The sequence below is a fragment of the Dyadobacter sp. genome, from assembly GCF_017744695.1.
Lineage (GTDB): Bacteria > Bacteroidota > Bacteroidia > Cytophagales > Spirosomataceae > Dyadobacter.
Genome location: NZ_JAGIAS010000011.1, coordinates 166,116 through 192,400 on the forward strand (window position 1 = coordinate 166,116; position 26,285 = coordinate 192,400).

The window sequence follows — 26,285 nt, forward strand, 5'->3', positions numbered from 1 at the left end:
GTATCCGAAAGCTGAACCGTCATCCCCTTTCCGGCCGGTGTTTGATATCATAGTACGCAATGCCTACTGACAGCACCAGCGCAGTAATAGAACTGATCGTAAGCACCACGAGTTGTTGCGGCTCCTTATCGAAATCAATGAAAAACATAAACGCTGAATACACGTAGGGATAGTAGATGATTTTATCCCAATCCATTAATACGATGCCGGTGATCCACAGGCCCAGCCCAAGGCCGAGAGGAATCACAAAGTTGCGAAAACGCAGGCTGAGCCAATATTGGATAACCGAGACGGCCAGACACCCCAGATAGACCCGGCAAGTTATCAGCAGCAGACTGTCCCAAGCGATGTTTCCGGCTGTTAACCGGTACGCCGGATTAAGGCTGTGCACCAGCAACCCGGCCAATATGATAAACACGTCAAAACAAAAAATATAGACCGGCACCAACACCTGGATCACCACCAACTTCGAAAAGAAAATGTCGGTAAACGATCGGGGCGAAGCATACACCTGCTTCCAGGTATTGTTGCGAAACTCGATCTGGACAATGAGGTTTGTGATCAGTATGACATACATCGGCAGGATCACCGCGGCCACATTTTTCCAATTGACCCGAAAGAATGTCAGCCAGGGGGTCTGTTCTAATTTGGGAAGCATTATATCGGGCCTTTCCAGCAGTATAACCACATGAATAGCCGGTATAAAAAGCGCAGCCAGGATCGTCAGCCACAAGGCAAAACTTCCTTTCGTTTTCATAAATTCTGCTGCCGTGTTGGCAAAAAATCTCGTTTTCATGGGTTATGCTGAAATAATTTGTAAGAAGAGTCCTTCAAGGTCATTGCCCACGGCACACAACCGGCTCACGCGTACGCCCCCGCCTACGAGCATGTGATTGATCGATGCGGCCTCATCAGGTTCCGCATGTGCGACATGCACGGTAAAGCCGCTTTGGGCAAAAACCGTAAACCGGCCGGAGAGGATTTGTTCAGCCCTGGCAACGTCGTCCACTTCGATCTCCAGCAACGCGTGCCGGTGCTGCAAACTTTGTAATTCGGCCAAGGTGCCCTGAAAAAGCAATTTCCCCTGGTGAATAATGCATACATGGGTCGCGAGTTTCTCCACTTCCGCCAGCAAATGGCTCGAAACCAGCACCGTCTTTCCCTGATGCCGGTTCAGATCACGGATCAGTTCGCGGATCTCGATGATCCCGTTAGGGTCCAGCCCGTTGGTTGGCTCGTCCATAATCAGCAGTTCCGGATCGTGCAGCAAGGCGATCGCAATCGCAAGCCGTTGTTTCATGCCCAGTGAGTAAGCTTTTGTCTTTTTGGCAGCCGCATCAGAGAGCCCCGTCACTTGCAATACCTCCCCAACCCTGCTCGCCGGGCATTCGTAGGCCCGCCTGAACACTTCAAGGTTTTCCCGGCCGGTCAAATGCAGGTAGAGGGACGGTTGCTCGATCAGCGAACCGATGCGCTTTAAAATGTCGATCCGGCTGCCGGGCATCGGATTGCCAAAAAGCCGGATCCCGGAGTTTTCGCTGCGCAGCAGTCCCAGCAGAAGGCGCAAAGTGGTCGTTTTCCCGGCACCATTAGGGCCCAGGAAGCCATATATGCTGCCTTGCGGTACATGCAGGTTAATGTCGTGCAGGATTCGTTCGCCTTTTTGAAAGCCGTAATCCAGATGGTCGGTTTCGATAACCGCTTGTTTCATTTCCGTTGATTCTTTTGGTGGTGTATCAAAGAAATGCGGCTCTTTTCGCAAGCGGAAATAAAATCACCAACAGGCCTTTTTTGCCTCCGAACGCTTCGAAATAAACGACTAAAAAATGCGGCCTGAAACGTCAGCCGATGCGGCGCAACAAATCTTCGCGAAACATTTCCCCGACAGGGACTTTCTTTTCACCTATATATATGATGTTTCGCTCGATCGCGTTGATTTTGTTCAGGGCGACGATAAAAGACCTATGCACACGTACAAAATCCTTTACCGGCAGCTTCTCCTGGAATGCCGTAAGTGTTGTAAGCGTATCGATCACCTGAGCCCGGGTATGCACCGCCACATAGTCCTTTTTGCCTTCGAGCATCAGGATATCGCCCAGGTCCACGCGGATCATCCGGTGCGACGACCTCACGAAAAGATACTCCGGGCCACTGGCCATTCGCGGCGCAAGCAGGGACTGCGCTTTTTGTACCGCCTTCAGAAAGCGTTCGAAGGAAAACGGTTTGACCAGGTAATCGACCACCCCGGCCTCGAACCCGGCGAGTGCGAACTGCGGATAGGCCGTTGTCAGCACGGCCAGCGGCGGATTGGGGATCGCCGACAGAAAATCCATCCCGTTCACCTGAGGCATATTAATATCCAGTAAAAGCAGGTCACATCCCCCCTGGTTCAGCATAGGCAATGCTTCTAATGGAGATGAAAACGTGGCGACGAGTTCCAGGAAAGGACATTTGGAAACGTAGTTTTCGATAATTTCCAATGCAAGGAATTCGTCGTCGATGGCAATACACTTAATCATGGCCCTGGCTGTTGAGTTTAATAGTCAGGTCGGCAACGAATGTATCCTGCTCCTGACTGAATGTAAGTTCGTGTGCATTCCGGTACAGCAATGCGAGCCTTCGCTGCAAATTAGCAATACCAAAGCCACCGCTATCCTCCGGCCCCGCAGCCCGTATTTTGTTTTCGGTATGAATGCTAAGTACGGGGCCATCCAGCCGAATCGCGATCTTCATCGGCGATGTCCCGTGTTTGAAAACATTCTCTATCAAAGGCAAAAGCAGCAGTGGCTGGATCATCACGGCTTGGAGGTTCCCGGAAACCTCCAATCTGCTATCCTCGCCGGATTTGCTGCGCAGCTCGTTCATAGCCACATAGGTACGTACCATATCGATCTCCTTTTCAAGTGGTACCGACCCGGCATTGGTTTCATACAGGAGATAGCGCATCATTTCCGAAATGCGGAGGATCACAGTGGGGGTCTCCGGCGCCTGGCGGAGGGAAAGTGCGTAAAGGTTGTTCAGCGAATTAAAGAGAAAATGAGGGTTAATCTGCCCCTTCAATAGTGCAAGCTCGGATTTGAGATGCTCATTCTCCGCCTCTTTTTCTTTGCGTAGCTTGCCGTACCAGTCTACACTCAGCCTGATAAACAGCCCGAGAACGGCAAAAACGATATAGTTGCTAATTCTGGTCATCAATGGCAGTAAATCGCCGCCCAGTATTCGCCTTATCATATGGTTTCCGGGCGCCAGCCGGCCTTCCAGCAAGATTACGCAGGACGCCATCAACACCGCCGCGAGCAGGTTCGCCGCCAAAAAACGCGCTATACTATACTTGGGCAGGCTGCTAGGTACCAGGTACAGATAGTTGAGATAAAAACTGCCCGCGTGCATAGCGAAAGCCAGGCCATAATGCAAAAAAAATGACCCGGGGGACATGCGGGCGAAGTTCCCATAAAAAACCAGGGTCGCGTAAATGCCCCATCCCAGCAAATGCAGCAATACCGGGAGTTTCCGTTCCAATATCGGCTGCCACGCTTCTTTTGTCGGCTCAATCATACGCGATAATACCCATTTCCGGATACACTCGAAAGGAACACCGTCAACGCCGCTATTTTACCGGCCAACGGACGGGTTGAACCGATAGTCTCGCCGAAGCTTACGCGCGCAGTCGACAGACCGTAGGCAGGCAATACCAGCCAGTATCAGCAATCACACTTTTAAGCATATCTTAAGAGTCGATCGGATGAATATTCCATTGCTTCTTATTTACTTCGTATACCCTGATACCCGTATCACGACCCAGAGTATGCGAATCCTGATCATCGAAGACGAACCCGGCATTTTGAACTTCCTCCGGCAGGGGCTTGAAGAAGAATCCTATTCGGTAGATACGGCCACCAATGGCCTGAACGGGCTCGAAATGGCGCTCGCAGAAGCATACGATGTGGTACTGCTCGATTGGATGCTGCCCGGAAAAAGCGGTGTTGAAGTCTGCAGGGAAATCAGGAAGGCTGGTATCAAAACGCCTGTTATCTTTCTGACTGCCCGCGATACGGTCCAGGATACCGTATTCGGCTTGCAGGCCGGCGCCAATGATTACATCAAAAAGCCATTCAGTTTTGAAGAACTTCTGGAACGGATCAAGGTGCAATTGCGGCCGCAATCAGGCGAGCAGCTTGAATTTCGGTTGGGGCCCATTTTGGTCGATACCCAATCCCACCAGGTTTTCAGGGATTCACAGGAAATCAAGCTGACGCAGAAAGAATTTGGCCTGCTGGAATTTCTGCTGCGTAATAAAGGAAAGGTTTGCCGACGGACACGCATCATCGAGAGCGTCTGGGACATTCATTTCGAGTACAATACCGGCGTCATTGACGTTTACATCAATTCACTGCGCAAAAAGCTGGGGCTCACCAAAGAGGAAGATTACATCCAGACCATCCGGGGCGTGGGTTACATAGCAAAGGAAATATGAACAATGCGGGAATGACCTCCTCCTATCGAAACCGGATCGCACTAAATTTTACCCTGGGGACGGGGCTATTGGTGGCATTCATTTTTCTGCTGATCTACTACATCGTCAGCGCGACGGTTTTCAATCGTCTGGAAAAAGACCTCGGCTACGAGTTGGAAAAACATTTCTATGAAGTGGGCGTCCTGCACGGGCAACCCTACTTTGCCGACAAAGCCGAGTGGCTGGAACGCGAGCACAGCGAACTGGAAATCAATCCGGTATTTGTGGTCCTGACGAGCCTTTCGGGGAATGTCATCGATAAATCACCCAACCTTAAAAATGACTCTCTGAAACTCCATTTCTCGACGGTGGATCGCGCCGTTTTCAAAACCACTTTGCAGGGACGGGCGATCGAACAGATACAGGTGACCATTAAGGAAAACAACCGGCCGGCAGGCTACATCATTGTCGCAATGCCCATCGACGAATCCGAAAGGGTACTTTTCAATCTTAAGGTCGTGCTTTTGGTCGCTTTCCCGGCGGCGCTGGCGATCCTGTTCGTTTTTACCAGGTACACAGCCGGCAGAAGCATACAACCCGTGCTGACGGTGATAGAAACGGCCAGCAAGATTTCCAACGATAACATGACGAGCCGCATTCCAGTGCCGGCTGTTCGGGACGAGCTGCATTTGCTGGTCACCACCCTCAACGAACTGATGACCCGCGTCGAACACGCCATCGAACGTGAAAAACGGTTTACCGCCGACGCCTCGCATGAGCTGCGTACGCCACTGGCTGTGATTAAAGGCACGCTGGAAGTGTTGATACGAAAACCGCGGTCGGCGGATGAATACATCAGAAAAATCTCCTTTTGCATCGCGGAAATGGACCGCATCAACCACCTGGTCGATCAACTCCTGCTATTAACCCGGTTCGAAAGTCAGCAAAAGGCGATGGACATGGGGGCCACAGACCTTTCCGAACTCACCGGTAACATTCTGGTGCGCCACCAGCAGCAAATCGTCGAAAAGAAACTTTCTGTGGATCTGGAAACCGACGGATCGCATATCGTATATAGTGATCCGTACATGACGGACATCATGCTCGACAATATTATTTCCAATGCTGTGAAGTATTCATCCGGCCCGGCCGGCCTGATGATCAGGATCGTAACTTCCGGCGAAAAGACGCATTACACGGTAACTGACCAGGGAATAGGCATTGACCCTAACGACATCAATCGCATACGCGACGCCTTCTACCGGTCGGCCCCCCTGTCGCACCCCGAGGTGAAGGGTAGCGGGCTGGGCCTGTCCATCGTCAACCGCATGTGCGAGATGCTTGGGGTAGATTTCAGCATCCATAGCCAGCTCGGCAAAGGCACCGAAGTTACGCTCTCATTTCCAATCTTAAGCCAATCTTAAGAATCCCTTGAGAATCCTTTAAGAAAGCCGGGAATACCTTTGATTCAAACAGAAAACAATCAGAGTTAATCCCGCTAATCATCTATGAACTCCACCGGACACGCTGAGAACCTGACCCGCCATGCCTTTCTGCGCAAGCTGGGCTTTGGCGGAGCTGCACTTTCCGCCATCTATTTTGGCAGCCATCTGCAATCCTGTACCAACGACCGCGTCAATCCCGCGCCCACCAATATGACCCTCGACCTGAACGACCCCGCTTACGCGGCCCTGAAATCCAATGGCGGATATGTCGTGAAGGATGGCGTCGTCATCGCACGAAGCAACACCGGCGCATACATAGCGGCCACCCGGACGTGCAGCCACGAAGGCCGGAATGAGGTAATTTACCAAACCGACCATTTCTATTGCACAGCACACGGGGCCAAATACGACAATACCGGCAAAGGCCTCAACAGTGAAGGCAAGAAAGGGATAGCCGTTTACACAACCTCCCTTACCGACCAGATCCTTACCATAACTGCCTAAGCCATGCTCAAAACGACATTCGTTCTATTTTTCAGCCTCATAACTTTCATGGCTGTGGCCCAGACCGATCTGATGAAGGAATTGGAACAAGCCGATGACTCGACCATACATTATGCGGCGGCGACTTTCAAAGGCACCCGCATTATCAACGGGCATTCCATCGAAACGGTTGGCAAGAATAACATGGACTTCATTATTTCGCACCGTTTCGGGGCGATCAATTCCGGGGCAGGCAACTTTTTCGGGCTGGACGAATCCCAGATCCGCCTCGCGCTGGAATACGGCCTCACCGACCGGCTGATGGTAGGGCTGGGCCGTAGCAGCTATCAGAAAACGATTGACGTTTTCGTGAAGTACCGCTTGCTTCGCCAGTCGGGCGGCTTGCGTAACATACCCGTGTCCGTTACACTTTTCGCCAGCGACGCGCACAATGCAAGCACATCTACGCCGGACCTTCCATTTTACACCATTACCCAGCGGCAGACCTACACATTCCAGGCGCTGATAGCCCGGAAATTCAATGAAAACCTCTCCTTGCAGCTCACGCCAACCATCATGCATCGCAACCTGGCAGAAAAGCCATTGGACGCGAACAATCTGTACGCCCTGGGCGTCGGCGGCCGCTACAAGCTCACCAAACGCACCTCGTTCAATGCCGAATACTGGTACACGCCCAAGCGCATCGGCAACACGACACAGCGCGACCCGCAATACACCAATACGCTGTCTCTGGGTTTTGACATCGAGACGGGCGGACACGTGTTCCAGCTGCATTTGACAAACTCCCGTGGTATGATCGAGAAACAGTTCCTCGGCCAAACGACCGGCAAATGGAGCAACGGGGATATCTTCTATGGTTTCAACGTCGCCAGGACTTTCAGTTTTGACAAAAACAAAAAACGCAGCAACGGCAATGGATACTAAGCTTTTCAGATGGGCATTTCTGCTAATGGCCAGCCAGTTCCTGGCAATTTGCGCCAGCGGGCAGATTTACATGACGAAAACCGGACAAACGAGCTTTTTTTCGGAAACTCCCCTGGAAAATATCTCGGCTGTAAACCAGCAGGTAGCGGTTCTGCTGAATAGCACCAACGGGGAAATCGCGGTGCGAATGCAACATCGGGCATTTACTTTTCCCAACAAGCTCATGCAGGAGCATTACAACGAAAACTACATGGAAACGGAGAAATATCCGGCAGCCAGCTTTACGGGAAAGTTGGCTGAGCATATCGATTACAGCAAGGACGGCACTTACGCCGTGAGCGCGGAAGGTTCCCTGGACATCCACGGTGTCAAACAAAAACGGGTGTTGAAAGGTCAGCTGACCATAGACCACGGACAATGCACGCTGAATTGCGAATTCGACGTCAGGCTGGCGGATCACAATATCCAGGTCCCTACCCTAGTAATCACCAAAATTGCAGAGTCCATTTCAGTTAAAAACAAGTTCGTTCTCATATTGAAGAAAACCTCGTAGCCATTCAATGCTGAACAAAATCATCGCCTTTTCGGTCAGCAACAAGCTTATCGTGGGACTGGTCGTCCTTGCGCTGATAGGCTACGGCAGCTACGAGCTTACCCGGCTGCCGATCGACGCCGTGCCCGACATCACCAACAACCAGGTGCAGGTAATTACCATCGCGCCATCCTTCGGTGCGACCGATATCGAAAGACTCGTCACCTTTCCCATTGAGCAGGCCAACAATAACATTTCGGGACTGAAAGAAATACGCAGTTTCTCCCGCTTTGGCCTTTCCCTGGTCACGATCGTTTTTGAGGACGACGTGGATGTGTACTGGGCACGACAGCAGGTTTCCGAACGCCTTGGCAAAGTACAGGGGCAAATCCCGCAAGGCATTGGTACGCCGGAGCTTGGGCCCATCAGCACGGGACTTGGCGAGATTTACCAGTATGTGGTCCGCGCCCGGGAGGGTTACCGGCACCGTTACGATGAAACCGAGCTCCGCACGATTCAGGATTGGATCGTCAGAAGACAGCTCCTCGGCGTGAAGGGCGTTGCGGAAGTGAGCAGTTTCGGCGGCAAACTCAAACAGTATTCGATCGAAGTGGACCCTGCGAAACTGCTCTCCATGGGGCTGAATATCAATGATGTATTCACCGCATTACAGGAAAACAATGCCAATACGGGAGGGGCCTACATCGAAAAGGGGCCTTCGGTACTTTATATCCGCAGCGAGGGGCTTGTGGAAAATCTGGACGACATTGGCGGTATCGCCGTCAAAAACCTGCCCGACGGACAACCGGTTTTCATCCGCGACGTCGCCGAAGTGAATACAGGCTTCGCAACCCGATACGGCGCCATGTGTTATAACGATCAGGGAGAAGTCTCGGGCGCTGTGGTCATGATGCTCAAAGGAGCCAACAGCAGTGAGGTGATCGCCGCTGTGAAGCAACGCGTAGCGCAGATTCAGAAGACGCTTCCCGAAGGTGTGGTGATAGAACCATTCCTGGACCGTACCAAGATGGTCAACAACGCCATCGGGACTGTTGAAAAAAACTTGCTGGAAGGCGCATTGATCGTCGTTTTCGTACTCGTGCTCTTTCTGGGGAATCTCAGGGCAGGTTTATTGGTGGCATCGGTCATTCCGTTGGCTATGCTTTTTGCGGTCATCATGATGAACACGTTCGGCGTCAGCGGCAATCTGATGAGCCTTGGGGCACTGGATTTTGGCCTGATTGTCGACGGTGCGGTGATCATTGTCGAAGCGGTAATGCATCAGATCGCCCGGAGCACCCAATTTTCCGGCACCGGCCGGCTCACACAGAAACAAATGGACGAGCAGGTCAACGAGTCGGCCGACCGCATGATGAACAGCGCTGTATTCGGACAGATGATTATTTTAATCGTATACCTGCCCATATTCACCTTACAGGGCATTGAAGGAAAAATGTTCAAGCCTATGGCACAAACTGTGGCATTTGCACTGCTGGGTGCCTTTCTGCTTTCACTCACATACATTCCTATGATGAGCGCGGTATTTTTGAGCAAAAAAGTGAGCCACGCGCCCAACTGGTCGGACCGCGTCATGAACAAACTTACGGCCGGTTACGTGGTCGCGCTGGAAAAGCTATTGCATCTGCCCAGGCTCGTCATACTATCCGCATTACTCCTTTTTGCTGCGGCGATATTTACGCTTACCACGCTGGGAGGTGAATTCATACCTGCATTGGAAGAAGGGGATTTCGCGGTCGATACGCGCGTGCTCACAGGCAGCAGCCTGACCACCACGATTACCAATACCACCAAGGCGGCGCACATTCTTAAAAGCCGTTTCCCCGAGGTCGAAAAAGTGGTCACCAAAATCGGTAGCGGCGAAGTGCCTACCGACCCGATGCCTATGGAAGCGAGCGATATGATGGTGATCCTGAAAGACAAAAGCGAATGGACTTCGGCCAGGACCTTCCCCGAGCTTTCTGAAAAAATGGGCCGCGCCTTGCAGGAAGTGCCCGGAGTGACAGCCGGATTTCAGTTTCCGGTGCAAATGCGCTTCAATGAGCTCATGACCGGTGCCAGGCAGGATGTGGTTTGCAAAATATTCGGAGAAAACCTGGATACGTTGGCATTATATGCGGCCCGGCTGGGCAAGCTTGTCAATCAAGTCGATGGAGCCCGGAACCTGTACGTCGAAGCTGTATCCGGGCTGCCGCAGGTAGTGATCCGTTACAACCGGAACACCATTGCGCAATTCGGCCTTACCGTAGGGGCAGTGAACCGCATCATAAACACCGCGCTCGCCGGCCAAAGTACGGGGATGGTGTTTGAGGGAGAAAAACGCTTTGACCTGGTTGTCCGGCTTAGTCCGGCACAAAAAAGGAATGTAGCGCTCATTCGCGATCTGCTGGTACCCGTTTCCGGCGGGAACCAGGTACCGCTTTCGCAACTTGCCGACATCCGCATTGTTTCCGGCCCTAATCAGATTCAGCGGGAGGATGCCAAGCGTCGTATTGTGGTGGGCTTTAATGTGGCGGGGCGTGACGTACAGAGCATTGTAAGCGAGCTTCAAACGAAAGTCGGCAAAAGCCTGCGGCTTCCCGCAGGGTATTATGTGACCTATGGCGGGGCCTTTGAAAACCTGAATGCCGCCAAAGCGCGGTTGATGATCGCCGTTCCCGTATCGCTCGTGCTGATCTTCGTGCTGCTTTATTTTGCTTTCAACTCGGTGCGCGACGGGCTGCTGATTTACTCGGCGATTCCACTATCGGCTATCGGGGGGATTTTCTTGCTGGCCCTGCGTGGAATGCCGTTCAGTATCAGTGCCGGGATCGGCTTTATCGCGCTGTTCGGAGTGGCGGTACTGAACGGGATCGTGCTCGTAGCCGAGTTCAACCGCATTCGAAAGGTGGGTGAAAGCGCTATTCAGAAGGCCATCCTGGAAGGTGCCAGCCACCGGCTTCGCCCGGTCCTGATGACCGCGTTTGTCGCCTCTCTGGGCTTTTTGCCGATGGCCGTCAGCAATGGTGCCGGAGCGGAAGTGCAACGGCCATTGGCCACCGTGGTGATCGGTGGCCTGCTGGTCGCGACGGCGTTGACATTATTCGTTTTACCGGTCCTGTACATGGTATTCGAAAGCCGGTTCCATATCAAAGCGGGCGCGGCCGCACTCCTGATCCCTGCATTCCTCTTTGCACCGGGTCAGGCCCGGGCTCAAAAGCAGATCGGGTTGGAAACAGCCATCAACCTGGCCCTGAAAGACAACAGCCAGTTGAAAAGCGAAAAATTACGGGCGGAATACCGCCGGGCATTGATGAAAACTGCCGTTACTCTACCGCAAACCGCTGTGAGTATAGAGGCGGGACAGATCAACAGCGCTTACACTGACACCCGGTTTGCATTATCCCAATCCGTGTTTCTTCCGGTGGTGTACAGGAGGCAACGTTCGCTTCTGGAACAAGAGTATGAGGCAGGCGCCCTGCAAGCATCTGCCACCGCGCTCGATCTGCGGCGTAATGTCACGCATCAATTCTACAGGTTACTTTACCTCCGGCAAAAAGCCCGGCTTCTGGGCTCGCTCGACAGCCTGTTCGGGGCGGTCGCTGCACGCGCAAGCGAGCGCCTGGCGCGGGGAGAGACCAACGTACTGGAAAAGACTAGTGCCGAAATGCAGCTCGGGCAAATCAGGCAGCAGCGGGGGCAGCTGGATGCCGACCATCGGCTCGCGCTTATCACATTCAACCTGCTGCTGAACGGATCAGAATCCTATGAACCGGACGACGGCCCGCTCATTTTTCCGGCGCCCGGGTATGCGGATACGGCCAAACTATTATCGCACCCCTATATGCAGCTGGCCAGTCGGCAGCAAACCGTTGCCGGCGCAGCCATTGCTGTCGAAAAGGCCCGCCTTTTGCCGGAGTTGAGCCTTGCTTATAATAATATGAGCATGCGGGGGACGGGAGCCGACAATAAACTGTACAATGGCTGGCCGCGCTTTCAGGCCACGCAAGTCGGAGTAGGCATTCCCCTTTTCGCGGGTGCGCAAAAAGCGCGTATTCAGGCAGCCAGGATCGCCGCCGAGGCTGCCCGGGAACAATATCAGAGCGAGCACCGGCAGTTTGCAGCTCGTTACAAAGCGGCACTAACAGGTTACCTTCAGTTGCTCGAACGGCTCGGCTACTATCAGAATTCCGCAGTGCCCAATGCCGAGCTGGTTGTTTTGACGGCCACCCGTCAACTTCAGGAAGGTAATATCAATTACCTGGAATGGGGCCAGTTGATCGCACAGGCCACCTCGATCAGGAGCGAATACCTGGATACGGTCGCCAATCTGAATCAAAATGCCATAGAACTGGACTATTTCCTTAGCCAATAAGTGAATGATGGATACCAAATTTTTGCTTTACACTGCACTCGGCCTCATACTTGGCTCCTGCACAGCCAAAACGGCTGATAAGGATTCCGCCGCCGAAGCGCCAACACAAGAGAACGTCGCAAAGCTGACACCCGAACAAATTCGCAATGCGGGGATCGTCGCAGAGTTTCCTAAAGTGACGCCGGTTTCGTCCGTACTGCGTCTGAACGGGAAGATCGACGTGCCGCCGCAAAATATGGTGTCGATCAGCGCGCCGCTGGGCGGTTATCTGAAATCAACCAACCTCCTGCCTGGAATGCAAGTGCAAAAGGGGCAGGTGCTGGCGGTGCTGGAAGACCAGCAGTATATTCAGCTGCAACAGGACTACCTGGCCGGCAGCGCCCGCATCAGGTACCTTGAGACCGAATACGAGCGGCAAAAAAACCTGAATAGTTCCAAATCGGTGAGCGATAAAACCTATCAGCAAGCCGAAGCCGATTTCCGGGCTCAGCAGGTGGCAGTCAGTGCTTTGGCAGAAAAGCTTCGGCTCGCGGGAATCAACCCGAAGCAGATCAGCGCTGACCGGATCTCACGCAGCATCAACATCCACTCACCGATCTCGGGTTATGTGTCGCGGGTCAATGTGAATATCGGCAAATACCTGGCTCCCACCGAGGTGCTTTTTGATCTGATCAATCCATCGGATATTCATCTGGCGCTGAAAGTGTTCGAAAAAGACCTTGACAAAATCCGCAAGGGCCAGCAGGTATTAGCCTTCACCAATTCCACGCCTGAGCGGAAGCTGGCCTGCGAAGTGATACTGGTCAGCAAAGACCTGTCCGCCGAGCGTACGGCCGAAGTCCATTGTCACTTTCAGAAATACGAGCCCGACCTTCTACCCGGCACATTCATGAACGCGGAGCTTGCATTGGAATCCCGCAACGCGACCGTTCTGCCGGACGATGCCATTGTCAGCTTTGAGGGAAAAGAATACATCTTCATCCCCGGAAAGGAAGGATTTGCCATGACGGCCGTGCAGACGGGCAACAGTGAAAACGGTGTTACCGAAATCCTGAGCCCCGAACTGCGTGGGACACGCTGCGTCACCAAAGGCGCCTACTCGCTGCTGATGTTTTTGAAAAACAAATCCGATGAATAAAGGCTCTGTCATGAAGGAGCCATCGGATTACATATGCGAGCGAAGCCTGGCCTCGTCCAAATCCAGCTCTCGCTCCATCTTTTTGATCGCCGCTTCCGAAAAGGAAGCCTCCCGATGGAACCGCAGCAGCAAATCCCGCTTGAACTGGGTGACGATGAGCTGGTCTTATTGCCGCCCGGAAAGCCGGCCACGACGTATTCCACCCGGCACGGAAAAGAAGGGGTGGAAGAAAAAGCAGAAAAACGACCTCCGGGTCGAGCTCAACCAGGGGAAGACCAGGAATGAAGCCGATTACCAATCCTACCAGTACAAGCAGGATCGGGTATGGAATGCGCACTTTATCGGATAGAACGGAAACGACAGCCAGCGTCGCGACAATAAAAATAAAGGGTATCAAGTCGATCATAAATGCCTTTCACGGTCGGTTTTCCGTGAAAAAAGAAAAATTATTTGCTATCGGCAAGCCCATTTTCGACAATTGTCTTCGCCATCAGCAAATACCGGTCCTCAGCACCGGAAGCCCGAAGGCGGCGATCCGTGGTAGCGCTTGAATGCTGTCGGTAAACAGCTTCGCGCTTACTTAAAGTGAAAAACAACCTGCAAGCCGGGGCTAAGGAGCGAAAAGGGCGTTTTGACCGAACCGGGGGCGATTCGAACGACCAAATCATCGGAAACATCGAATGTTTGGAGATGAGCAGCTACGTTGGCTTCGATTGTGCTAAGCAGATAAATAAATCTCCGTTATATCCTTGCCCTAAGCCCGGAACGATCGCCAGAAGCGTAGCTTTGCGGGGACTTCGCTGCTTTGCGTCGCGCACCTCCGGTTTGCGTGCGGAATCGCCGGAGGCCGCTGTTTTAGGATAAAAGAGGGGCGCTGATTTCGCGGGGGCATTTGCCAGCGTAAAGCAAAATGCGACAATGTAAGAGAACTTCTGAAGGTTAGTCATGGCTTGCTGATATTTGATGATCGCAAACAACCACGCTAACGCCGTTTCCGCAACATAAAAAATGTTAATTGTCCCTCAGGTTCTTCTGGATATTCTTTTCAGCAACATCCTATATTTGCTTGTCAGGATCCTAACCCATTTGAAATGTACTCTTTATGAAATTGAAATGCTTAATTGTCCTCCTTACCACGATTTCCGGGCTGCTTGCGCATAAGACGTCCGCCCAGAACGATCACGGCGAAATAGCCCGAAAGTTATCAGGGTACACCTCCGAGAAGCAGTTCGCCCTTGTTGACTCCATCGTTTTACCATTCCAAACCTTTCATACACAAGGTCTCACAAAGGCCGGCGGATACTATTTCCTGACGGCCGTCGATGTGAAGCGCTGGCCCGAAAAGTATCCCGTTCCGGTGGACGGCATGGACCGCGACACCGGCGAAGGCATAGGCCGCGTTTTTAAATTCGACGAAAGCGGAAAGCTGGTCGCCCAGGTGACCATCGGCGAAAAGAGCATCTACCACCCCGGCGGCATTGACTTTGACGGGAAGTACATATGGATACCGGTTTGCGAGTATCGCCCGCACGGCAATTCTATCGTTTACAGAATGGACCCGCAGACCATGGAGGTCGAAAAAATGTGGGATGTCCATGATGCCCTTGGGGCGGTGGTAAGCGTAGCCAAAGAAGAGATCATCGGCATGAACTGGGACGCCGAGCAATTCTATAAATGGGCGCGCAAAGACGACTCGCACCACGGCTGGGAGCTCGTTTCGAAACAGTCAAATAACATGTTCACGTTCAAAATCCAGGACGCCAAGTACGTAGGCGCCGGAATGATGCTCTGCTCGGGGCTTAACCGGTGGAAACAAGGCGAACAGAGCTTTGCACTGGGAACCATCCAGCTCATGAAAACGGACGGATATCAGACCGTTTACCAATTGCCACTCTCCATCAAAACACCGCGAGGCAACAGTATCTGCAACAATCCCTTCTTCCCCGAGGTCAAAAACGGCAAGCTTAGGCTCGCCTTCGCGCCGGACGACGACCACACGGTTGTTTACATATACGAAGGACGCTAAGCCGGGCAGGCCGCATTCATCAAAAATTTTTTCTGAATTTATTTGTGAAACCGATTGGTTGCACATATATTTGCAACCAATCGGTTTCACAAATAAACAATCAACAGCTATGAAACAGAAAATTTTGTCGGTTCTCTCCCTATTGACAGGGCTGATGTTCATCAATGCGGGTCTGGATAAATTCCTGCACTACATGCCCGTACCGGCCGATTTGCCGGAAAAAATGGTAAAAACAGGCATGGCGTTTGCGCAGATCGGCTGGCTGATGCCGCTGGTGGGCGCCGTGGAATTGGCCGGAGGCCTGCTGCTGGCCGTGCCCAGGACCCGCGCACTCGGGGCTATTGTGCTCCTGCCAGTCCTTACGGGTGTTCTGCTCACCAATGCCACCGCCGCCCCCTCGGGCCTGCCCATCGTTTTTATTTTTATCGCGGTGATCGCCTGGGTGATCGTCGACAACTGGGGAAAGTATTTGCCGATCGTATCCAGGTAATGCAGCCGGGATGAAGTTATCTTGCACGAAATTATCCGAGATAATCCCATGAGAAGAGATATTTTCCAGGCCATCGCCGACCCGACCCGCAGGGCCATTATCGTACTGATCGCCGTGCAGGCCATGACACCCAATGCGATCGCGGAGCATTTCGACACGACCCGTCAGGCCGTTTCGAAACATTTGAAAGTCCTGACTGAATGCGAACTGGTCCAACCGCAACAGCAGGGTCGGGAAATCTATTACAAACTTCAGATCGATAAAATGAAGGAGATCGATCATTGGCTGGAACAGTTCCGAAAGATCTGGGAAAGTCGGTTCGATCAACTCGACAACCTTTTAGAAACACTTAAAAAACAACAGCAATGAAACACAACCTTCAATTCGACTTCGTAGCAGACAAAGAAAACAATACATTGACCGTACGCCGCGAATTCCTCGCCGGCCGCCAGCTGGTGTGGGATTGCTATACCAAAAGCGAACTGCTGGACCAATGGTTTGCCCCCAAGCCGTTGACCACCAAAACCAAGTCTATGGACTTCCGCGAAGGCGGCCACTGGCATTACGCGATGGTAGAACCCAACGGCAACGAATACTGGGGCTGGACTGACTATATCAAAATTCAGCCGATCGACTTTTACACTTCGACTGATGCTTTTTCAAATGCCGAAGGCGAAATCAACGAGTCGCTGCCGCGTGCCGAATGGGTAGTTACCTTTACCGACAAAGGCGAAAATGCGGTGGTAGAAACGGTGGTAACCTACAAATCCCTGGAAGATCTGGAAGCGACATTGCAGATGGGCATGGAACAAGGCATGCTCGCAACACTCGAAAAACTGGACGAATTGCTGGTTAAGTTGACCGGAAGGGCATAGAATGCATATCATGGGCGCTGGGCGGTGACACTGCCCAGCCAATAGTTTTGTATATTGAAACTCTAATTCAAAACAGACGAAACACGATCAAAATGAGAAAGCTGATCCTATTTGCACACATGTCCCTTGATGGTTTTGCCGGTGACAAAAACGGCGGCCTTGGCTTTTTGTCCTACAACAGCGAGCTGCAACAGTTCGCGGATGAGCTGGTCAAAACAGTGGGCGCCCCGGTTTACGGCAAAAACACCTACCATTTAATGGAAGGCTACTGGCCGACGGTATTGAACGACCCGAATGCAAACGGTCACGCACTGGCGCATGCACAATGGGTGCAGGAAATTCCCAAGATCGTCTTCTCGACAACCTTAGCCAGTGCCGACTGGAACAATACCACACTGATCAAAGACAACGTCGTGGATGAGGTGAACAAATTGAAACAGCAACCAGGCAAAGACCTGGTGATATTCGGCAGCCCTGGTCTGGCTAAAAGTCTGACAAAACTTGGACTGATAGACGAATACAAACTGACTCTGCATCCGGTGATACTGGGAGAAGGGATCAGCCTGTTCGATAGAGATGCCCCCATGAGCAATCTGGTATTGCAGGAATCGAGAACGCTCGGCTCCGGTGTCGTTACGTTGCACTACACGAAGCGATAGAAGATTGTCAGACAGCTTCACCGGAAGCGTTGCAATGAACCCTCTGTTTATAAAATAATTTCAACAGAATAAAATGTTGAAATTCTACAATTTAGAAATTCCAACACCCATTTTTACCCCAATTTCTTACTTTTAATTCTGCATTTTTGAAAGATCAAGCAATATTATGAATGTATTAATACATATATTTGGTTAACAACAACTGGTTTGCTGCTAACCTGCCATGAGAACCCTGCCTTCCTCTTTATCCGACGATCAGCTCGCGGCGCTGCTAAGAGAGGGCGAGGAACGGGCATTCGATGAAATCTACACGCGGTATTGGGACAAGCTCTACTATACCGCGCACCGGATGGTGAAGTCGGCAGCCGTGGCGGAAGAGATCACACAGGATACATTCATGCTCCTGTGGATTAAGCGGGAAACGCTCGAAATACAATCGCTGGCGCCTTATCTGGCGGCCATGCTCCGCTATGAAGTATACCGCTACCTGGCTAAATCCAAACAGGCAGAAGAAATCGAACAGTCGATCCGGCACGAGGCTGCACCCTCGGTATCGATGGAGCAGGAGATTGAAAACCGCCTGCTGCTCGAAATCATTACCAATCTCACCAATCGCCTGCCCGAAAAATGCAGGCTTGTTTTCCAATACAACAAATTACACGATCGCTCCCTGCCCGACGTCTGCGAAGAGCTGAACATCTCCCCCAAAACCGCCGAAGCGCACCTGACCAAAGCATTGAAGATCGTCAGGGCCAGCCTGAGTAATGTAGTGGCGTTGCTGTTGTGAGGGCCGGCCGCCGACCACCCACAAAAAAATCACCGCCCCACTAAGGGGTTTTTCCTCCATCTCCCCTCTATGTGTTGCAAAGGGTCAATCCGCTTTGCAATGACACAGGAATATATCAGATCGCTTGCCAGGAAATTCTTCGACGGGACCGCTACGGAAGAAGAAAAACAGCTATTGCACGAGTGGTACGACCGGCTCGCCGACGACCAAAGCCCGGAGACCATTGTCACACCGGCGGGGGAAAGCGCCGACGAAATCCGTGACCGCATGCACGCGGGCCTGCAAAACCGGCGCGGGCAATACATGCCCGCGAAACGGTTCGGCTGGATACAGAGGCTCACAGCCTGGTCTTCGGCAGCCGCGGCGATCGTTCTGGTCGGTTTTTTGCTCTGGACCAACGAACGAAAGCCTGCTGCAAGCGACCTCCGGCTGGTGGCGGCACCGCTCGGCAAGACCATCCGGGTAAACCTGCCCGACGGCTCGCATATCTGGCTGAATGCAGGCTCGACACTCAGCTATCCCGTAGCATTCAAAGGAAAAACCCGCGAAGTAGTATTGCGCGAGGGACAGGCATTCTTTGACATCGCCCACGATAAAACCAAACCATTTATCGTCCATGCCAAGACACTGGACATTACCGTCTTAGGTACTTCATTCGATGTTAAAGCCTACAAAAACGACCCGGATATCAAAGTGACGGTCAAGACCGGCAAGGTCGGTGTGCAGGTTCGTGACAAACCGGAACAGCCCGCACTGATGCTGCTGCCCGCCGAGCAGGCCGTGGTACCGGAAAAAACGCAAAAAATCCATGTGAGTGAAATCAGCAAACCGGCCATTGCCCCCTGGAAGGACAACAGGATGGTGTTCGAGGACGAACTGCTGGTGGAAGTGCTGCATGCATTGGAAAGAAAGTATAACCAGCATATCCTTATCGAGAAACCAGGCCTTTCCACCGAGAAAATATCGCTGACCCTCGACGACCAACCCATGAACGATGTGCTGAAAGTCCTGGGTTTCTCCAAGAATTTCAATTATTCACAACTAAACGACAGTACGATAGTAATCAGATAGGAAGAACAAAAAATACGGGCTGGCTTTCCAGGAAGGCTGGTCTGGTGAATACCGGGAACACTGCGAATGTCCCCGGTATCGGTTGTCGCCTGCCAGGCAATGCTTGGAACCATGAATGGCGGGTGGACGCGGTTTAACAGCTTAACCATTAAACATCAGACAAATATGGTGAATTATTACCATAAGGGGCTCCCCTTATTCAAAAAATGTATGCGCATTTCTACGCTAATACTGGGTATTAATGTCCTGACAACCGCCTTGCTCATGGCCGGGCCTACGGAGGCCCAGCACGTCAGCATGGATATGCGGCAAACCCGGGTAAAGACAGTCCTGAGGCAGATCGAGCAGCAAACCGGTCTCACTTTTGCTTTCGACGAGAAGCTGGTGCGTAAAGCACCGGAAATTACCATTTACGCACTGGGACAGCCCGTTCCGGCGATCCTGAAAATGATCGAAAAGCAAACCAGCCTGGAATTCAGGCAGGTAGGCAACATGATCGGGATTACGGAAAGGCCAAAGACGGAAATCCTGCGTGAGATCGTGCCGGTAACGCAAACGCTCGCCCGACCCGTGAAGGGAAAGGTAACCGACGAAAAGGGCGAGGCGTTACCCTCCGTGGCGATCCGCGTGAAGGGCACCAATGAAGGGACCATGACCGACGTGGAAGGCAACTATACCATCGATATCGCCGGCGATGAATCCATTCTGATATTCAGTTTCATTGGTTTTGTGGCGCAGGAAGTGATGGTTGGCGCGCGCACCAGCGTGGACGTGGCCCTGAAACCCGACGTGTCGACATTGACCGAACTCGTCGTAACCGGCTATGGCGCCCAGCGCAAGAAGGACCTGATCGGTGCGGTGTCGGTCGTGGACGTCGAACAGCTGAAACAAACGCCCGACGGGCAGGTCGCCAACCAGTTGCAGGGCCGCGCTTCGGGGGTTACCATCCTGAGCTCGGGCCAGCCGGGCGAAACGCCGCAGGTGCGCATCCGCGGTCTGAATACATTTGGCAACAACTCGCCGCTGTACGTGGTCGACGGTGTTCCTACCACGTCCATTTCCGACCTGAACACCAACGACATCGCCTCCATGCAGGTGCTGAAAGACGCTGGTTCTGCCTCCATCTACGGATCAAGAGCGGCCAACGGGGTGATTATCATTACGACCAAAAAAGGGAAGGATAAGGTTAAAATCAATTACAGTGCCTGGTTCGGGATTCAGACACCCCCGGGAGGTAACGTATGGAACACCCTGTCGCCGCAGGAACAGGCGCAACTGAAATTTCAGGTGCAGAAAAACTCCGGGCTGACCGTGGGCGACGACCAGTATGGCTATGGCACCTCTCCCGTCCTGCCCGACTACATTCTTCCTGCCGGAGCCTCGGAAGGTGATCCGCGGACTAATCCGAACCTGTATTATGTGAACCCGAACTACACTTCGGTCGATGATTTCAATACCTTTAACCAGATTGTAAAGGCCAACAAAACCGGTACCGACTGGTTTCACGAGATATTCAAACCCGCACCTTCCACGAGCCATAACATCTCGCTCAGCGGCGGCAGCGACCAGGGCAACTACCTGTTTTCACTCAATTATTTCAACCAGCAGGGCGCATTGACCAACACCTACCTGAAACGCTACACGCTCCGCTCGAACAGCCAGTACAACATCGGCAAGCACGTGCGCATCGGCGAAAACCTCGCCTATTCGATTTCCGACAATCCCAAATCCAGCCTCTCCGACGGCGGCTCGGCCATTGCATTCTCTTTCCGTATGCAGCCTATCGTGCCTGTGCACGACATCATGGGTAACTACGCCGGCAGCCGCGCCTCGGGCATGGGCGACGCATTCAACCCCGTGGCTATGCGCGACCGCACCCGTTACGACAAAGGACTGGACAACCGCCTGTTCGGTAATGTTTTTGCGGAATTCGACTTTTTCAAATCTTTTACATTCCGTACCAGCCTGGGTGGCGAGAACTACTCCGGCAGATGGAGCTCGTTTTCCTTCCCTACCTACGAAAACAAGGAAAATAGTAATACCAATACCTACTCGGAAGGCTCCTATTCCGGCTTCAACTGGACATGGACCAATTTGCTGACCTTTCACAAAACAATGGGTAAACACGACCTGACCGTCGCGGCGGGTACCGAGGCTTACAGCGGCAAATACTACGAAATCGGCGGCAGCACGCAGGGCTATTTCTCTTTTGACCCCAACTACATGAACCTGGGCACCGGCTCCGGCACGCGCACCAATTCGAGCAGCCGTTCCGCGGACGCTTTGTACTCACTCATTGGTCGCCTGGATTACATTTACAACGACAGATACCTTTTCGGCGCGATTCTCCGTCGGGACGGATCTTCCAAGTTTATCAACGAGCGTTATGGGTTCTTCCCGGCTGTGAGCGCGGGCTGGCGCATTTCCCGTGAGGATTTCATGCGCAACCTGACATGGATCGACGACCTGAAACTCAGGGCCAACTACGGGATCATGGGTAACCAGATCAACGTGACTTCGGGCAATGCATTCACTACTTACAGCTCCAACCGCCGCAGTTCTTACTACGACCTCGGTGGTACCAGCGGATCGGGCGCGCTGGAAGGTTTTGAAAAGAGCCAGATCGGCAACCCTAATGCCGTTTGGGAAAAGAATATCAGTACCAACATCGGTATCGACGCTACTTTCTTCAAAGGCAGACTGGATGTGATTGCGGATTATTATGTCAAAGAGATCAAGGACCTGCTGTTCAACCCGGCATTGATCGGAACGGCCGGTGGCGGGTCGGTACCGTACGTAAATATAGGTCAGATGAAAAACAAGGGTATCGATCTGCAAATTGATTCCAAATTCGACCTGACGAGCGACCTGAAACTGAATGCGACACTGACTTTAACGACCTACAACAACAAAATCAAGAAGGTCACCAACAGCACCAATTATTTCGATCTTGAGGGCCGGGGATTCGACGGTGCCTCCATTGTACGCAACCGCGTGGGAAATTCCATTGGCCAATTCTTCGGCTATAAAGTAATCGGCTTCTGGAACTCGCAGGAAGAGATCGCAACAGCCAATGCCGAAGCGGTAAAGCAAACCGGCGACGCGAATGCCGTGTACCAGGACGGCGCTTCGGTAGGACGGTTCCGTTATGAGAACATCAACGGCGACAGCCAGATCACCGCCGCCGACCGCCAGATGCTCGGTAACCCGAACCCCGATTTCAGTTATGGCCTGAACATTGCCCTGAATTACAAACACTTCGATTTCAGCCTGTTCCTCTACGGCGTTCAGGGTAACCAGCTCTGGAACCAGACCCTCTGGTGGAGCGATTTCAATTCTTCGCGTTCGGGTGCAAAAAGCAAAACCGCATTGTACGATTCGTGGACACCGGAAAACCACAATGCCAAAGCACCTATCCAGGAGAATTCCAGTTCTTTCAGTACCATTAATGTGCCCAATTCCTATTTCGTGGAAAACGGCTCCTACCTGCGCGCGAAGAACCTACAAATCGGGTACACATTCCCGACTGCGCTGATGAAGAAGATCCGCGCACAGCAATTCCGCGTGTACCTGCAAGCGACTAACCTGTTCACGATCACCGGTTATTCAGGACTCGATCCGGAAGTAAGCCGGAACGCGAGCGGCAACCCGACCGTATTCGGCATCGACGAGGGCTCGTATCCGTCATCCCGGCAATACACCATTGGCCTGAACCTTACTTTTTAACTCATCTCCAAGCAACGTGATATGAAGAAGTTCATGAAATATATAGCCGCTCTTTGCTGGATCGGCGGTTTTACGATGTTACAGGCCTGCCAGGACGATTTCCTGGACAAACCCGTACAGGGTGCGCTGGGCGACGATGTGCTCGCCAATGCGAAGGGTATCGACGGCCTGCTTACCGGTGCCTATGCCGCGCTCGACGGCCAGGGCGATTTCACCGGTGGCAGTGGCTGGGAATCGCCACCCGACAACTGGGTATACGGTGCCATTCCCGGCGGCGATGCACACAAAGGCAGCGACGGAGGCGACCAGACCCCCATCAGCGCCATTGCCACGTTCAGTACCGGGGCCGACAACGGTTTTTTCAACAGTAAGTGGAAAGCATTGTACGAAGGCGTCTCGCGGTCGAACACCGTGCTCAAAGTACTTGCACTGACCACCGACGTTTCAGCCGAAAACAAGGCGAACATGGAAGTGCAGGCACGGTTTCTCAGGGCGCATTACTATTTCGAATTGAAGAAAATGTGGAATATGGTGCCCTGGATCGATGAAACCACCACCGATTTCAACCAACCCAACGACAAGGACATCTGGCCGCTGATCGAGGCGGACTTCAAGGCCGCATATGAGCAGCTGCCTGCTACACAAACCCTGGTAGGAAGGGCCAACAAATGGGCAGCGGGAGCGTATTTGGGCAAAACTTATTTGTATCAGAAAAAGTATGCTGACGCTGTTAAGGTTTTTACCGATGTAATTTCCAATGGCGTGACTACCAATGGCTTGAAATACGACCTCGTTTCTTTCAAAGACAACTTCGATGCGGCCACTAAAAACAATGCGGAATCGGTTTTCGCGATACAAATGGTAGCCAACGACGGGACGCTCGATATTACCAATGCCAACCAGGGCGGTATGCTCAACTTCCCTTACGGAACAGGCGCGCCGTTCAGCTGCTGCGGCTTTTTCCAGCCCACGCAAATGCTCGTAAACATGTACCGCACTGACGCCAACGGGTTGCCTTACCTGACCGACTTTAACGGTCACGCCGTAAAAAGCGACATGGGCATTGCCTCGGCCACGGCGTTCACCCCCGACGCCGGCAACCTCGATCCGCGCCTCGACTGGACCGTCGGCCGCCGCGGTATCCCCTACCATGACTGGGGCATTTACCCGGGTATGAACTGGGTGCGCGACCAGCCCTATGGTGGTCCTTATGCCCCGAAAAAGAACATTCACCGGCAGAAAACGCAGGACCTCTACGCCGATCTGAGCTCGTGGGCCCCCGGGAATGCGATCAACGTGCTGGTTATCCGCTTTGCCGATGTACTGCTACTGGCGGCCGAAGCGGAAGCCAATGGCGGAAGTCTTGCGAAAGCGGAAGAGTATGTCAACAAAGTAAGAAGCAGGGCCGCAGACAAGACCGGCTGGTTGTACAAATACACCAACGACTCCAACCCGTTGGGCGGCTTCTCGGGTACCCCTGCGGCGAACTATGTGATCAAGCCCTATCCTGCCGGCACATTGGCGGCAAAAGGGAAGGACGCCGTACTCGACGCGATCTATTACGAACGGGGCATTGAGCTCGCGATGGAAGGCCACCGGTTTTTCGACCTGGTGCGTTGGAACAAAGCCAATACGGCCATCAATGCCTATTTCGGCTACGAGTCTAAGATCACTACCGATCTGGCCGGCGGCAAATACCTCGACGGCAAGAATAACTACTTCCCGATCCCGCAATATCAGATCGACATGAGTGTAGTGAACGGTACGCCATTGCTCAAACAAAATCCGGGATACAACTAAACATAGTTCCCGCAACGGCCAGCCATCGGTTGCCCAAAAAACAGAAGAGTAGCAGGCAAAAACCTGCTACTCTTCTGCATTTTTACACCAGCCAGGCTATTAGTTGTAGCCCTGGTTTTGCACCAGCTGCTTGTTCACGTCCATTTCGCGCTGCGGAATGGGCATGATCAGCTTGGGCGAATTATAGGGCAAAGCACCCACATTCTGCCGTGTGCGTTTGAGGTCGTGCAACGTATGGCCCTCGAATGCCAGTTCCAAATGCCGCTCTTTCAGCACAGACTCTATCGTAGCCGCGGTAGCTGCTTTCAGGCCGGCCCGGGTGCGGATCAGGTTCAGGTCGGCTAGCGGCGTGGCCCCCACCTGGCTGTTGAGCCGCAGGTTGGCTTCTGCCCGTGTCAGGTACATTTCTGCGAGGCGAAATTGCAGCACATTGCCAAACTTATCCAGGTGTTTCCGGGTAAATGTGTTATTGGTAGTCACAAAAAATGCCCCTCTCTTATCACCGGTTTCGTATAAACCCCTGTGTTTGGCCAGCACACGGATATCCCCGCGGCCCGCAGTTCCGGGGATCGCCGAGATGGTCGTTCCAAAGAAGGTATTCATGTCGTTGGTTCCGTCCTGCTGGGTGACGATCATCGAAAAAATGTACTCCTTGGGATTAGCCCCGCCGTTTTCAAGAAATGTAAAAAAGAGCGATTCGAATGCCGCATTGAGCGAGAATGCATCCGACACGATCACCTCGTTGGCCTCGTCGCGCGCAGCCGCGTAGTTGCCCTGCATCAGGTACACGCGTGAGAGCTGTGCCGCTGCCGCATATTTGGTCGCGTAGATGGTATTGCTTTCCGGTAACAGCGATTTGGCTTTCGTCAGATCTTCCAATGCCTGCGCATACACCTCCGCTACGGAATTCCGTGGTATTTTGTCGGCATCGGTAACGCCTCGCGTCGGCTTCAATACCAGCGGAACGCCCGGATTCGAAGCATTATCGCCATCTCCCCAGGTCTTGGCGTAAAGCCGCACCAGGTCAAAATAAATCGATCCGCGGATAAACCGGGCCTCCCCCTCGATGCGGGCACGCTTGTCCTCATCGACGATATCCAATGCGGAAAGTACATTGTTGCAACGGTTGATCGCCACGTAAGAATCGCGCCAGGTAGAAGTGGCGGTGACGTTATTGGTGGTCATTTCCTTATTGTACATTTCAAGCAGGTTCTGAAACGTACCGCCAAAGCCCAGCTCGTCGGCGTTGCCGAGCAGTTCGGACGCATATTGGAATGCCCCGCCATACACATCCACATCCTGCAAGCCATCGTAACACCCGATGAGCGTTACCTCCACATCCCGGGAAGTACCGAGGGCCACATTTTCGTCGATACTTTGGGTCGGCTGCACGTCCAGCTTGCTGTCGCAGCCCGTTGCCATCAGCATGGCTGAAAGCAAGGTTGGTATGATATATCTGTTCTTTTTCATGATGATAATCCAA

Annotated in this window: 24 protein-coding genes; 16 read left to right on the forward strand and 8 right to left on the reverse strand. The window is 52.7% G+C overall.

Annotation, left to right across the window (positions count from 1 at the left end):
- Positions 1–19: 19 nt before the first annotated feature.
- The 4 genes from J7619_RS29985 to J7619_RS30000 all read right to left on the reverse strand — a co-directional run bounded on the left by J7619_RS29985 (position 20) and on the right by J7619_RS30000 (position 3,555).
- Positions 20–796 (reverse strand): ABC transporter permease, encoded by a 777-nt coding sequence (locus J7619_RS29985; protein WP_291207979.1) that lies wholly within the window; start codon positions 794–796, stop codon positions 20–22.
- A 3-nt stretch (positions 797–799) separates the two neighbouring features.
- A complete protein-coding gene (locus tag J7619_RS29990) occupies positions 800–1,711 on the reverse strand; it encodes an ABC transporter ATP-binding protein (RefSeq protein WP_291207981.1) in 912 nt (303 codons plus the stop codon).
- A 130-nt stretch (positions 1,712–1,841) separates the two neighbouring features.
- Positions 1,842–2,519 (reverse strand): LytTR family DNA-binding domain-containing protein, encoded by a 678-nt coding sequence (locus tag J7619_RS29995; protein ID WP_291207983.1) that lies wholly within the window; start codon positions 2,517–2,519, stop codon positions 1,842–1,844.
- A complete protein-coding gene (locus tag J7619_RS30000) occupies positions 2,512–3,555 on the reverse strand; it encodes a sensor histidine kinase (protein ID WP_291207985.1) in 1,044 nt (347 codons plus the stop codon). The genes J7619_RS29995 and J7619_RS30000 overlap by 8 nt, the downstream gene beginning before the upstream one ends.
- Positions 3,556–3,805: 250 nt before the next feature.
- Here J7619_RS30000 and J7619_RS30005 point away from each other — a divergent pair, with 250 nt between their 5' ends.
- The 7 genes from J7619_RS30005 (at position 3,806) to J7619_RS30035 (ending at position 13,368) form a co-directional block, all read left to right on the forward strand.
- Positions 3,806–4,474, forward strand: a complete 669-nt coding sequence (locus tag J7619_RS30005) for a response regulator transcription factor (protein ID WP_291208168.1) — start codon at positions 3,806–3,808, stop codon at positions 4,472–4,474.
- 11 nt (positions 4,475–4,485) lie between these two features.
- Positions 4,486–5,877 (forward strand): HAMP domain-containing sensor histidine kinase, encoded by a 1,392-nt coding sequence (locus J7619_RS30010; RefSeq protein ID WP_291207987.1) that lies wholly within the window; start codon positions 4,486–4,488, stop codon positions 5,875–5,877.
- A gap of 84 nt (positions 5,878–5,961) precedes the next feature.
- Positions 5,962–6,402, forward strand: a complete 441-nt coding sequence (locus tag J7619_RS30015) for a Rieske 2Fe-2S domain-containing protein (protein ID WP_291207989.1) — start codon at positions 5,962–5,964, stop codon at positions 6,400–6,402.
- A 3-nt stretch (positions 6,403–6,405) separates the two neighbouring features.
- Entirely contained in the window at positions 6,406–7,326 is a 921-nt protein-coding gene (locus J7619_RS30020; protein ID WP_291207991.1) for a DUF5777 family beta-barrel protein, read from the forward strand.
- Complete coding sequence (locus J7619_RS30025; protein WP_291207993.1) at positions 7,316–7,879, forward strand: YceI family protein; 564 nt, start codon at positions 7,316–7,318, stop codon at positions 7,877–7,879. Before J7619_RS30020 ends, J7619_RS30025 begins: the two co-directional genes overlap by 11 nt.
- A gap of 7 nt (positions 7,880–7,886) precedes the next feature.
- Positions 7,887–12,230 (forward strand): CusA/CzcA family heavy metal efflux RND transporter, encoded by a 4,344-nt coding sequence (locus tag J7619_RS30030; protein ID WP_291207995.1) that lies wholly within the window; start codon positions 7,887–7,889, stop codon positions 12,228–12,230.
- 4 nt (positions 12,231–12,234) lie between these two features.
- Positions 12,235–13,368: an efflux RND transporter periplasmic adaptor subunit gene (locus J7619_RS30035; RefSeq protein WP_291207997.1), complete on the forward strand. Its 1,134-nt coding sequence runs from the start codon at positions 12,235–12,237 to the stop codon at positions 13,366–13,368.
- Here the strand turns inward: J7619_RS30035 and J7619_RS32340 are convergent.
- The 3 genes from J7619_RS32340 to J7619_RS30050 all read right to left on the reverse strand — a co-directional run bounded on the left by J7619_RS32340 (position 13,313) and on the right by J7619_RS30050 (position 14,315).
- The gene (locus J7619_RS32340) at positions 13,313–13,774 is read right to left on the reverse strand and encodes a cation:proton antiporter (RefSeq protein ID WP_409012779.1); all 462 of its coding nucleotides are present in this window, start codon (positions 13,772–13,774) and stop codon (positions 13,313–13,315) included. The two genes, J7619_RS30035 and J7619_RS32340, sit on opposite strands and share 56 nt — an antisense overlap.
- A gap of 170 nt (positions 13,775–13,944) precedes the next feature.
- Positions 13,945–14,100 carry a DUF5683 domain-containing protein gene (locus J7619_RS30045; protein WP_310589835.1) on the reverse strand — a complete coding sequence of 52 codons (156 nt, stop codon included), beginning with the start codon at positions 14,098–14,100 and terminating at the stop codon, positions 13,945–13,947.
- Entirely contained in the window at positions 14,067–14,315 is a 249-nt protein-coding gene (locus J7619_RS30050) for a hypothetical protein (RefSeq protein WP_291208001.1), read from the reverse strand. Before J7619_RS30050 ends, J7619_RS30045 begins: the two co-directional genes overlap by 34 nt.
- Before the next feature lie 155 nt (positions 14,316–14,470).
- Here J7619_RS30050 and J7619_RS30055 point away from each other — a divergent pair, with 155 nt between their 5' ends.
- The 9 genes from J7619_RS30055 (at position 14,471) to J7619_RS30095 (ending at position 24,802) form a co-directional block, all read left to right on the forward strand.
- Positions 14,471–15,394 (forward strand): DUF6454 family protein, encoded by a 924-nt coding sequence (locus tag J7619_RS30055; protein ID WP_291208003.1) that lies wholly within the window; start codon positions 14,471–14,473, stop codon positions 15,392–15,394.
- Between the two features lie 109 nt (positions 15,395–15,503).
- Positions 15,504–15,884, forward strand: coding sequence for a MauE/DoxX family redox-associated membrane protein (locus J7619_RS30060; protein ID WP_291208005.1), 381 nt, complete (start codon positions 15,504–15,506; stop codon positions 15,882–15,884).
- A 48-nt stretch (positions 15,885–15,932) separates the two neighbouring features.
- Positions 15,933–16,253 (forward strand): helix-turn-helix transcriptional regulator, encoded by a 321-nt coding sequence (locus J7619_RS30065; protein WP_106594777.1) that lies wholly within the window; start codon positions 15,933–15,935, stop codon positions 16,251–16,253.
- Positions 16,250–16,759, forward strand: a complete 510-nt coding sequence (locus J7619_RS30070) for an SRPBCC domain-containing protein (RefSeq protein ID WP_291208010.1) — start codon at positions 16,250–16,252, stop codon at positions 16,757–16,759. The genes J7619_RS30065 and J7619_RS30070 overlap by 4 nt, the downstream gene beginning before the upstream one ends.
- 92 nt (positions 16,760–16,851) lie before the next feature.
- Positions 16,852–17,418, forward strand: coding sequence for a dihydrofolate reductase family protein (locus tag J7619_RS30075; protein ID WP_291208012.1), 567 nt, complete (start codon positions 16,852–16,854; stop codon positions 17,416–17,418).
- A gap of 223 nt (positions 17,419–17,641) precedes the next feature.
- Complete coding sequence (locus tag J7619_RS30080) at positions 17,642–18,205, forward strand: sigma-70 family RNA polymerase sigma factor (RefSeq protein WP_291208014.1); 564 nt, start codon at positions 17,642–17,644, stop codon at positions 18,203–18,205.
- Between the two features lie 99 nt (positions 18,206–18,304).
- Entirely contained in the window at positions 18,305–19,276 is a 972-nt protein-coding gene (locus J7619_RS30085) for a FecR domain-containing protein (protein ID WP_291208016.1), read from the forward strand.
- Between the two features lie 210 nt (positions 19,277–19,486).
- A complete protein-coding gene (locus J7619_RS30090) occupies positions 19,487–23,002 on the forward strand; it encodes a TonB-dependent receptor (protein WP_291208018.1) in 3,516 nt (1,171 codons plus the stop codon).
- Positions 23,003–23,023: 21 nt separating this feature from the next.
- Positions 23,024–24,802 carry a RagB/SusD family nutrient uptake outer membrane protein gene (locus J7619_RS30095; protein WP_291208020.1) on the forward strand — a complete coding sequence of 593 codons (1,779 nt, stop codon included), beginning with the start codon at positions 23,024–23,026 and terminating at the stop codon, positions 24,800–24,802.
- A gap of 99 nt (positions 24,803–24,901) precedes the next feature.
- Here the strand turns inward: J7619_RS30095 and J7619_RS30100 are convergent, their stop codons facing one another.
- Positions 24,902–26,272 carry a RagB/SusD family nutrient uptake outer membrane protein gene (locus tag J7619_RS30100; protein WP_291208022.1) on the reverse strand — a complete coding sequence of 457 codons (1,371 nt, stop codon included), beginning with the start codon at positions 26,270–26,272 and terminating at the stop codon, positions 24,902–24,904.
- Positions 26,273–26,285 lie beyond the last annotated feature (13 nt).

Excerpts from the sequence above, each read along its gene's own strand:
- J7619_RS30035 (WP_291207997.1), top strand. The coding sequence starts at position 12,235 with ATGATGGATACCAAATTTTTGCTTTACACTGCACTCGGCCTCATACTT.
- J7619_RS30020 (WP_291207991.1), top strand. The coding sequence starts at position 6,406 with ATGCTCAAAACGACATTCGTTCTATTTTTCAGCCTCATAACTTTCATG.
- J7619_RS32340 (WP_409012779.1), bottom strand. The coding sequence starts at position 13,774 with ATGATCGACTTGATACCCTTTATTTTTATTGTCGCGACGCTGGCTGTC.
- J7619_RS30085 (WP_291208016.1), top strand. The coding sequence starts at position 18,305 with ATGACACAGGAATATATCAGATCGCTTGCCAGGAAATTCTTCGACGGG.
- J7619_RS30000 (WP_291207985.1), bottom strand. The coding sequence starts at position 3,555 with ATGATTGAGCCGACAAAAGAAGCGTGGCAGCCGATATTGGAACGGAAA.
- J7619_RS30065 (WP_106594777.1), top strand. The coding sequence starts at position 15,933 with ATGAGAAGAGATATTTTCCAGGCCATCGCCGACCCGACCCGCAGGGCC.
- J7619_RS30055 (WP_291208003.1), top strand. The coding sequence starts at position 14,471 with ATGAAATTGAAATGCTTAATTGTCCTCCTTACCACGATTTCCGGGCTG.
- J7619_RS30005 (WP_291208168.1), top strand. The coding sequence starts at position 3,806 with ATGCGAATCCTGATCATCGAAGACGAACCCGGCATTTTGAACTTCCTC.
- J7619_RS29990 (WP_291207981.1), bottom strand. The coding sequence starts at position 1,711 with ATGAAACAAGCGGTTATCGAAACCGACCATCTGGATTACGGCTTTCAA.
- J7619_RS30015 (WP_291207989.1), top strand. The coding sequence starts at position 5,962 with ATGAACTCCACCGGACACGCTGAGAACCTGACCCGCCATGCCTTTCTG.
- J7619_RS30080 (WP_291208014.1), top strand. The coding sequence starts at position 17,642 with ATGAGAACCCTGCCTTCCTCTTTATCCGACGATCAGCTCGCGGCGCTG.
- J7619_RS30010 (WP_291207987.1), top strand. The coding sequence starts at position 4,486 with ATGACCTCCTCCTATCGAAACCGGATCGCACTAAATTTTACCCTGGGG.
- J7619_RS30100 (WP_291208022.1), bottom strand. The coding sequence starts at position 26,272 with ATGAAAAAGAACAGATATATCATACCAACCTTGCTTTCAGCCATGCTG.
- J7619_RS29995 (WP_291207983.1), bottom strand. The coding sequence starts at position 2,519 with ATGATTAAGTGTATTGCCATCGACGACGAATTCCTTGCATTGGAAATT.
- J7619_RS30075 (WP_291208012.1), top strand. The coding sequence starts at position 16,852 with ATGAGAAAGCTGATCCTATTTGCACACATGTCCCTTGATGGTTTTGCC.
- J7619_RS30090 (WP_291208018.1), top strand. The coding sequence starts at position 19,487 with ATGCGCATTTCTACGCTAATACTGGGTATTAATGTCCTGACAACCGCC.
- J7619_RS29985 (WP_291207979.1), bottom strand. The coding sequence starts at position 796 with ATGAAAACGAGATTTTTTGCCAACACGGCAGCAGAATTTATGAAAACG.
- J7619_RS30025 (WP_291207993.1), top strand. The coding sequence starts at position 7,316 with ATGGATACTAAGCTTTTCAGATGGGCATTTCTGCTAATGGCCAGCCAG.
- J7619_RS30030 (WP_291207995.1), top strand. The coding sequence starts at position 7,887 with ATGCTGAACAAAATCATCGCCTTTTCGGTCAGCAACAAGCTTATCGTG.
- J7619_RS30070 (WP_291208010.1), top strand. The coding sequence starts at position 16,250 with ATGAAACACAACCTTCAATTCGACTTCGTAGCAGACAAAGAAAACAAT.
- J7619_RS30050 (WP_291208001.1), bottom strand. The coding sequence starts at position 14,315 with ATGACTAACCTTCAGAAGTTCTCTTACATTGTCGCATTTTGCTTTACG.
- J7619_RS30095 (WP_291208020.1), top strand. The coding sequence starts at position 23,024 with ATGAAGAAGTTCATGAAATATATAGCCGCTCTTTGCTGGATCGGCGGT.
- J7619_RS30060 (WP_291208005.1), top strand. The coding sequence starts at position 15,504 with ATGAAACAGAAAATTTTGTCGGTTCTCTCCCTATTGACAGGGCTGATG.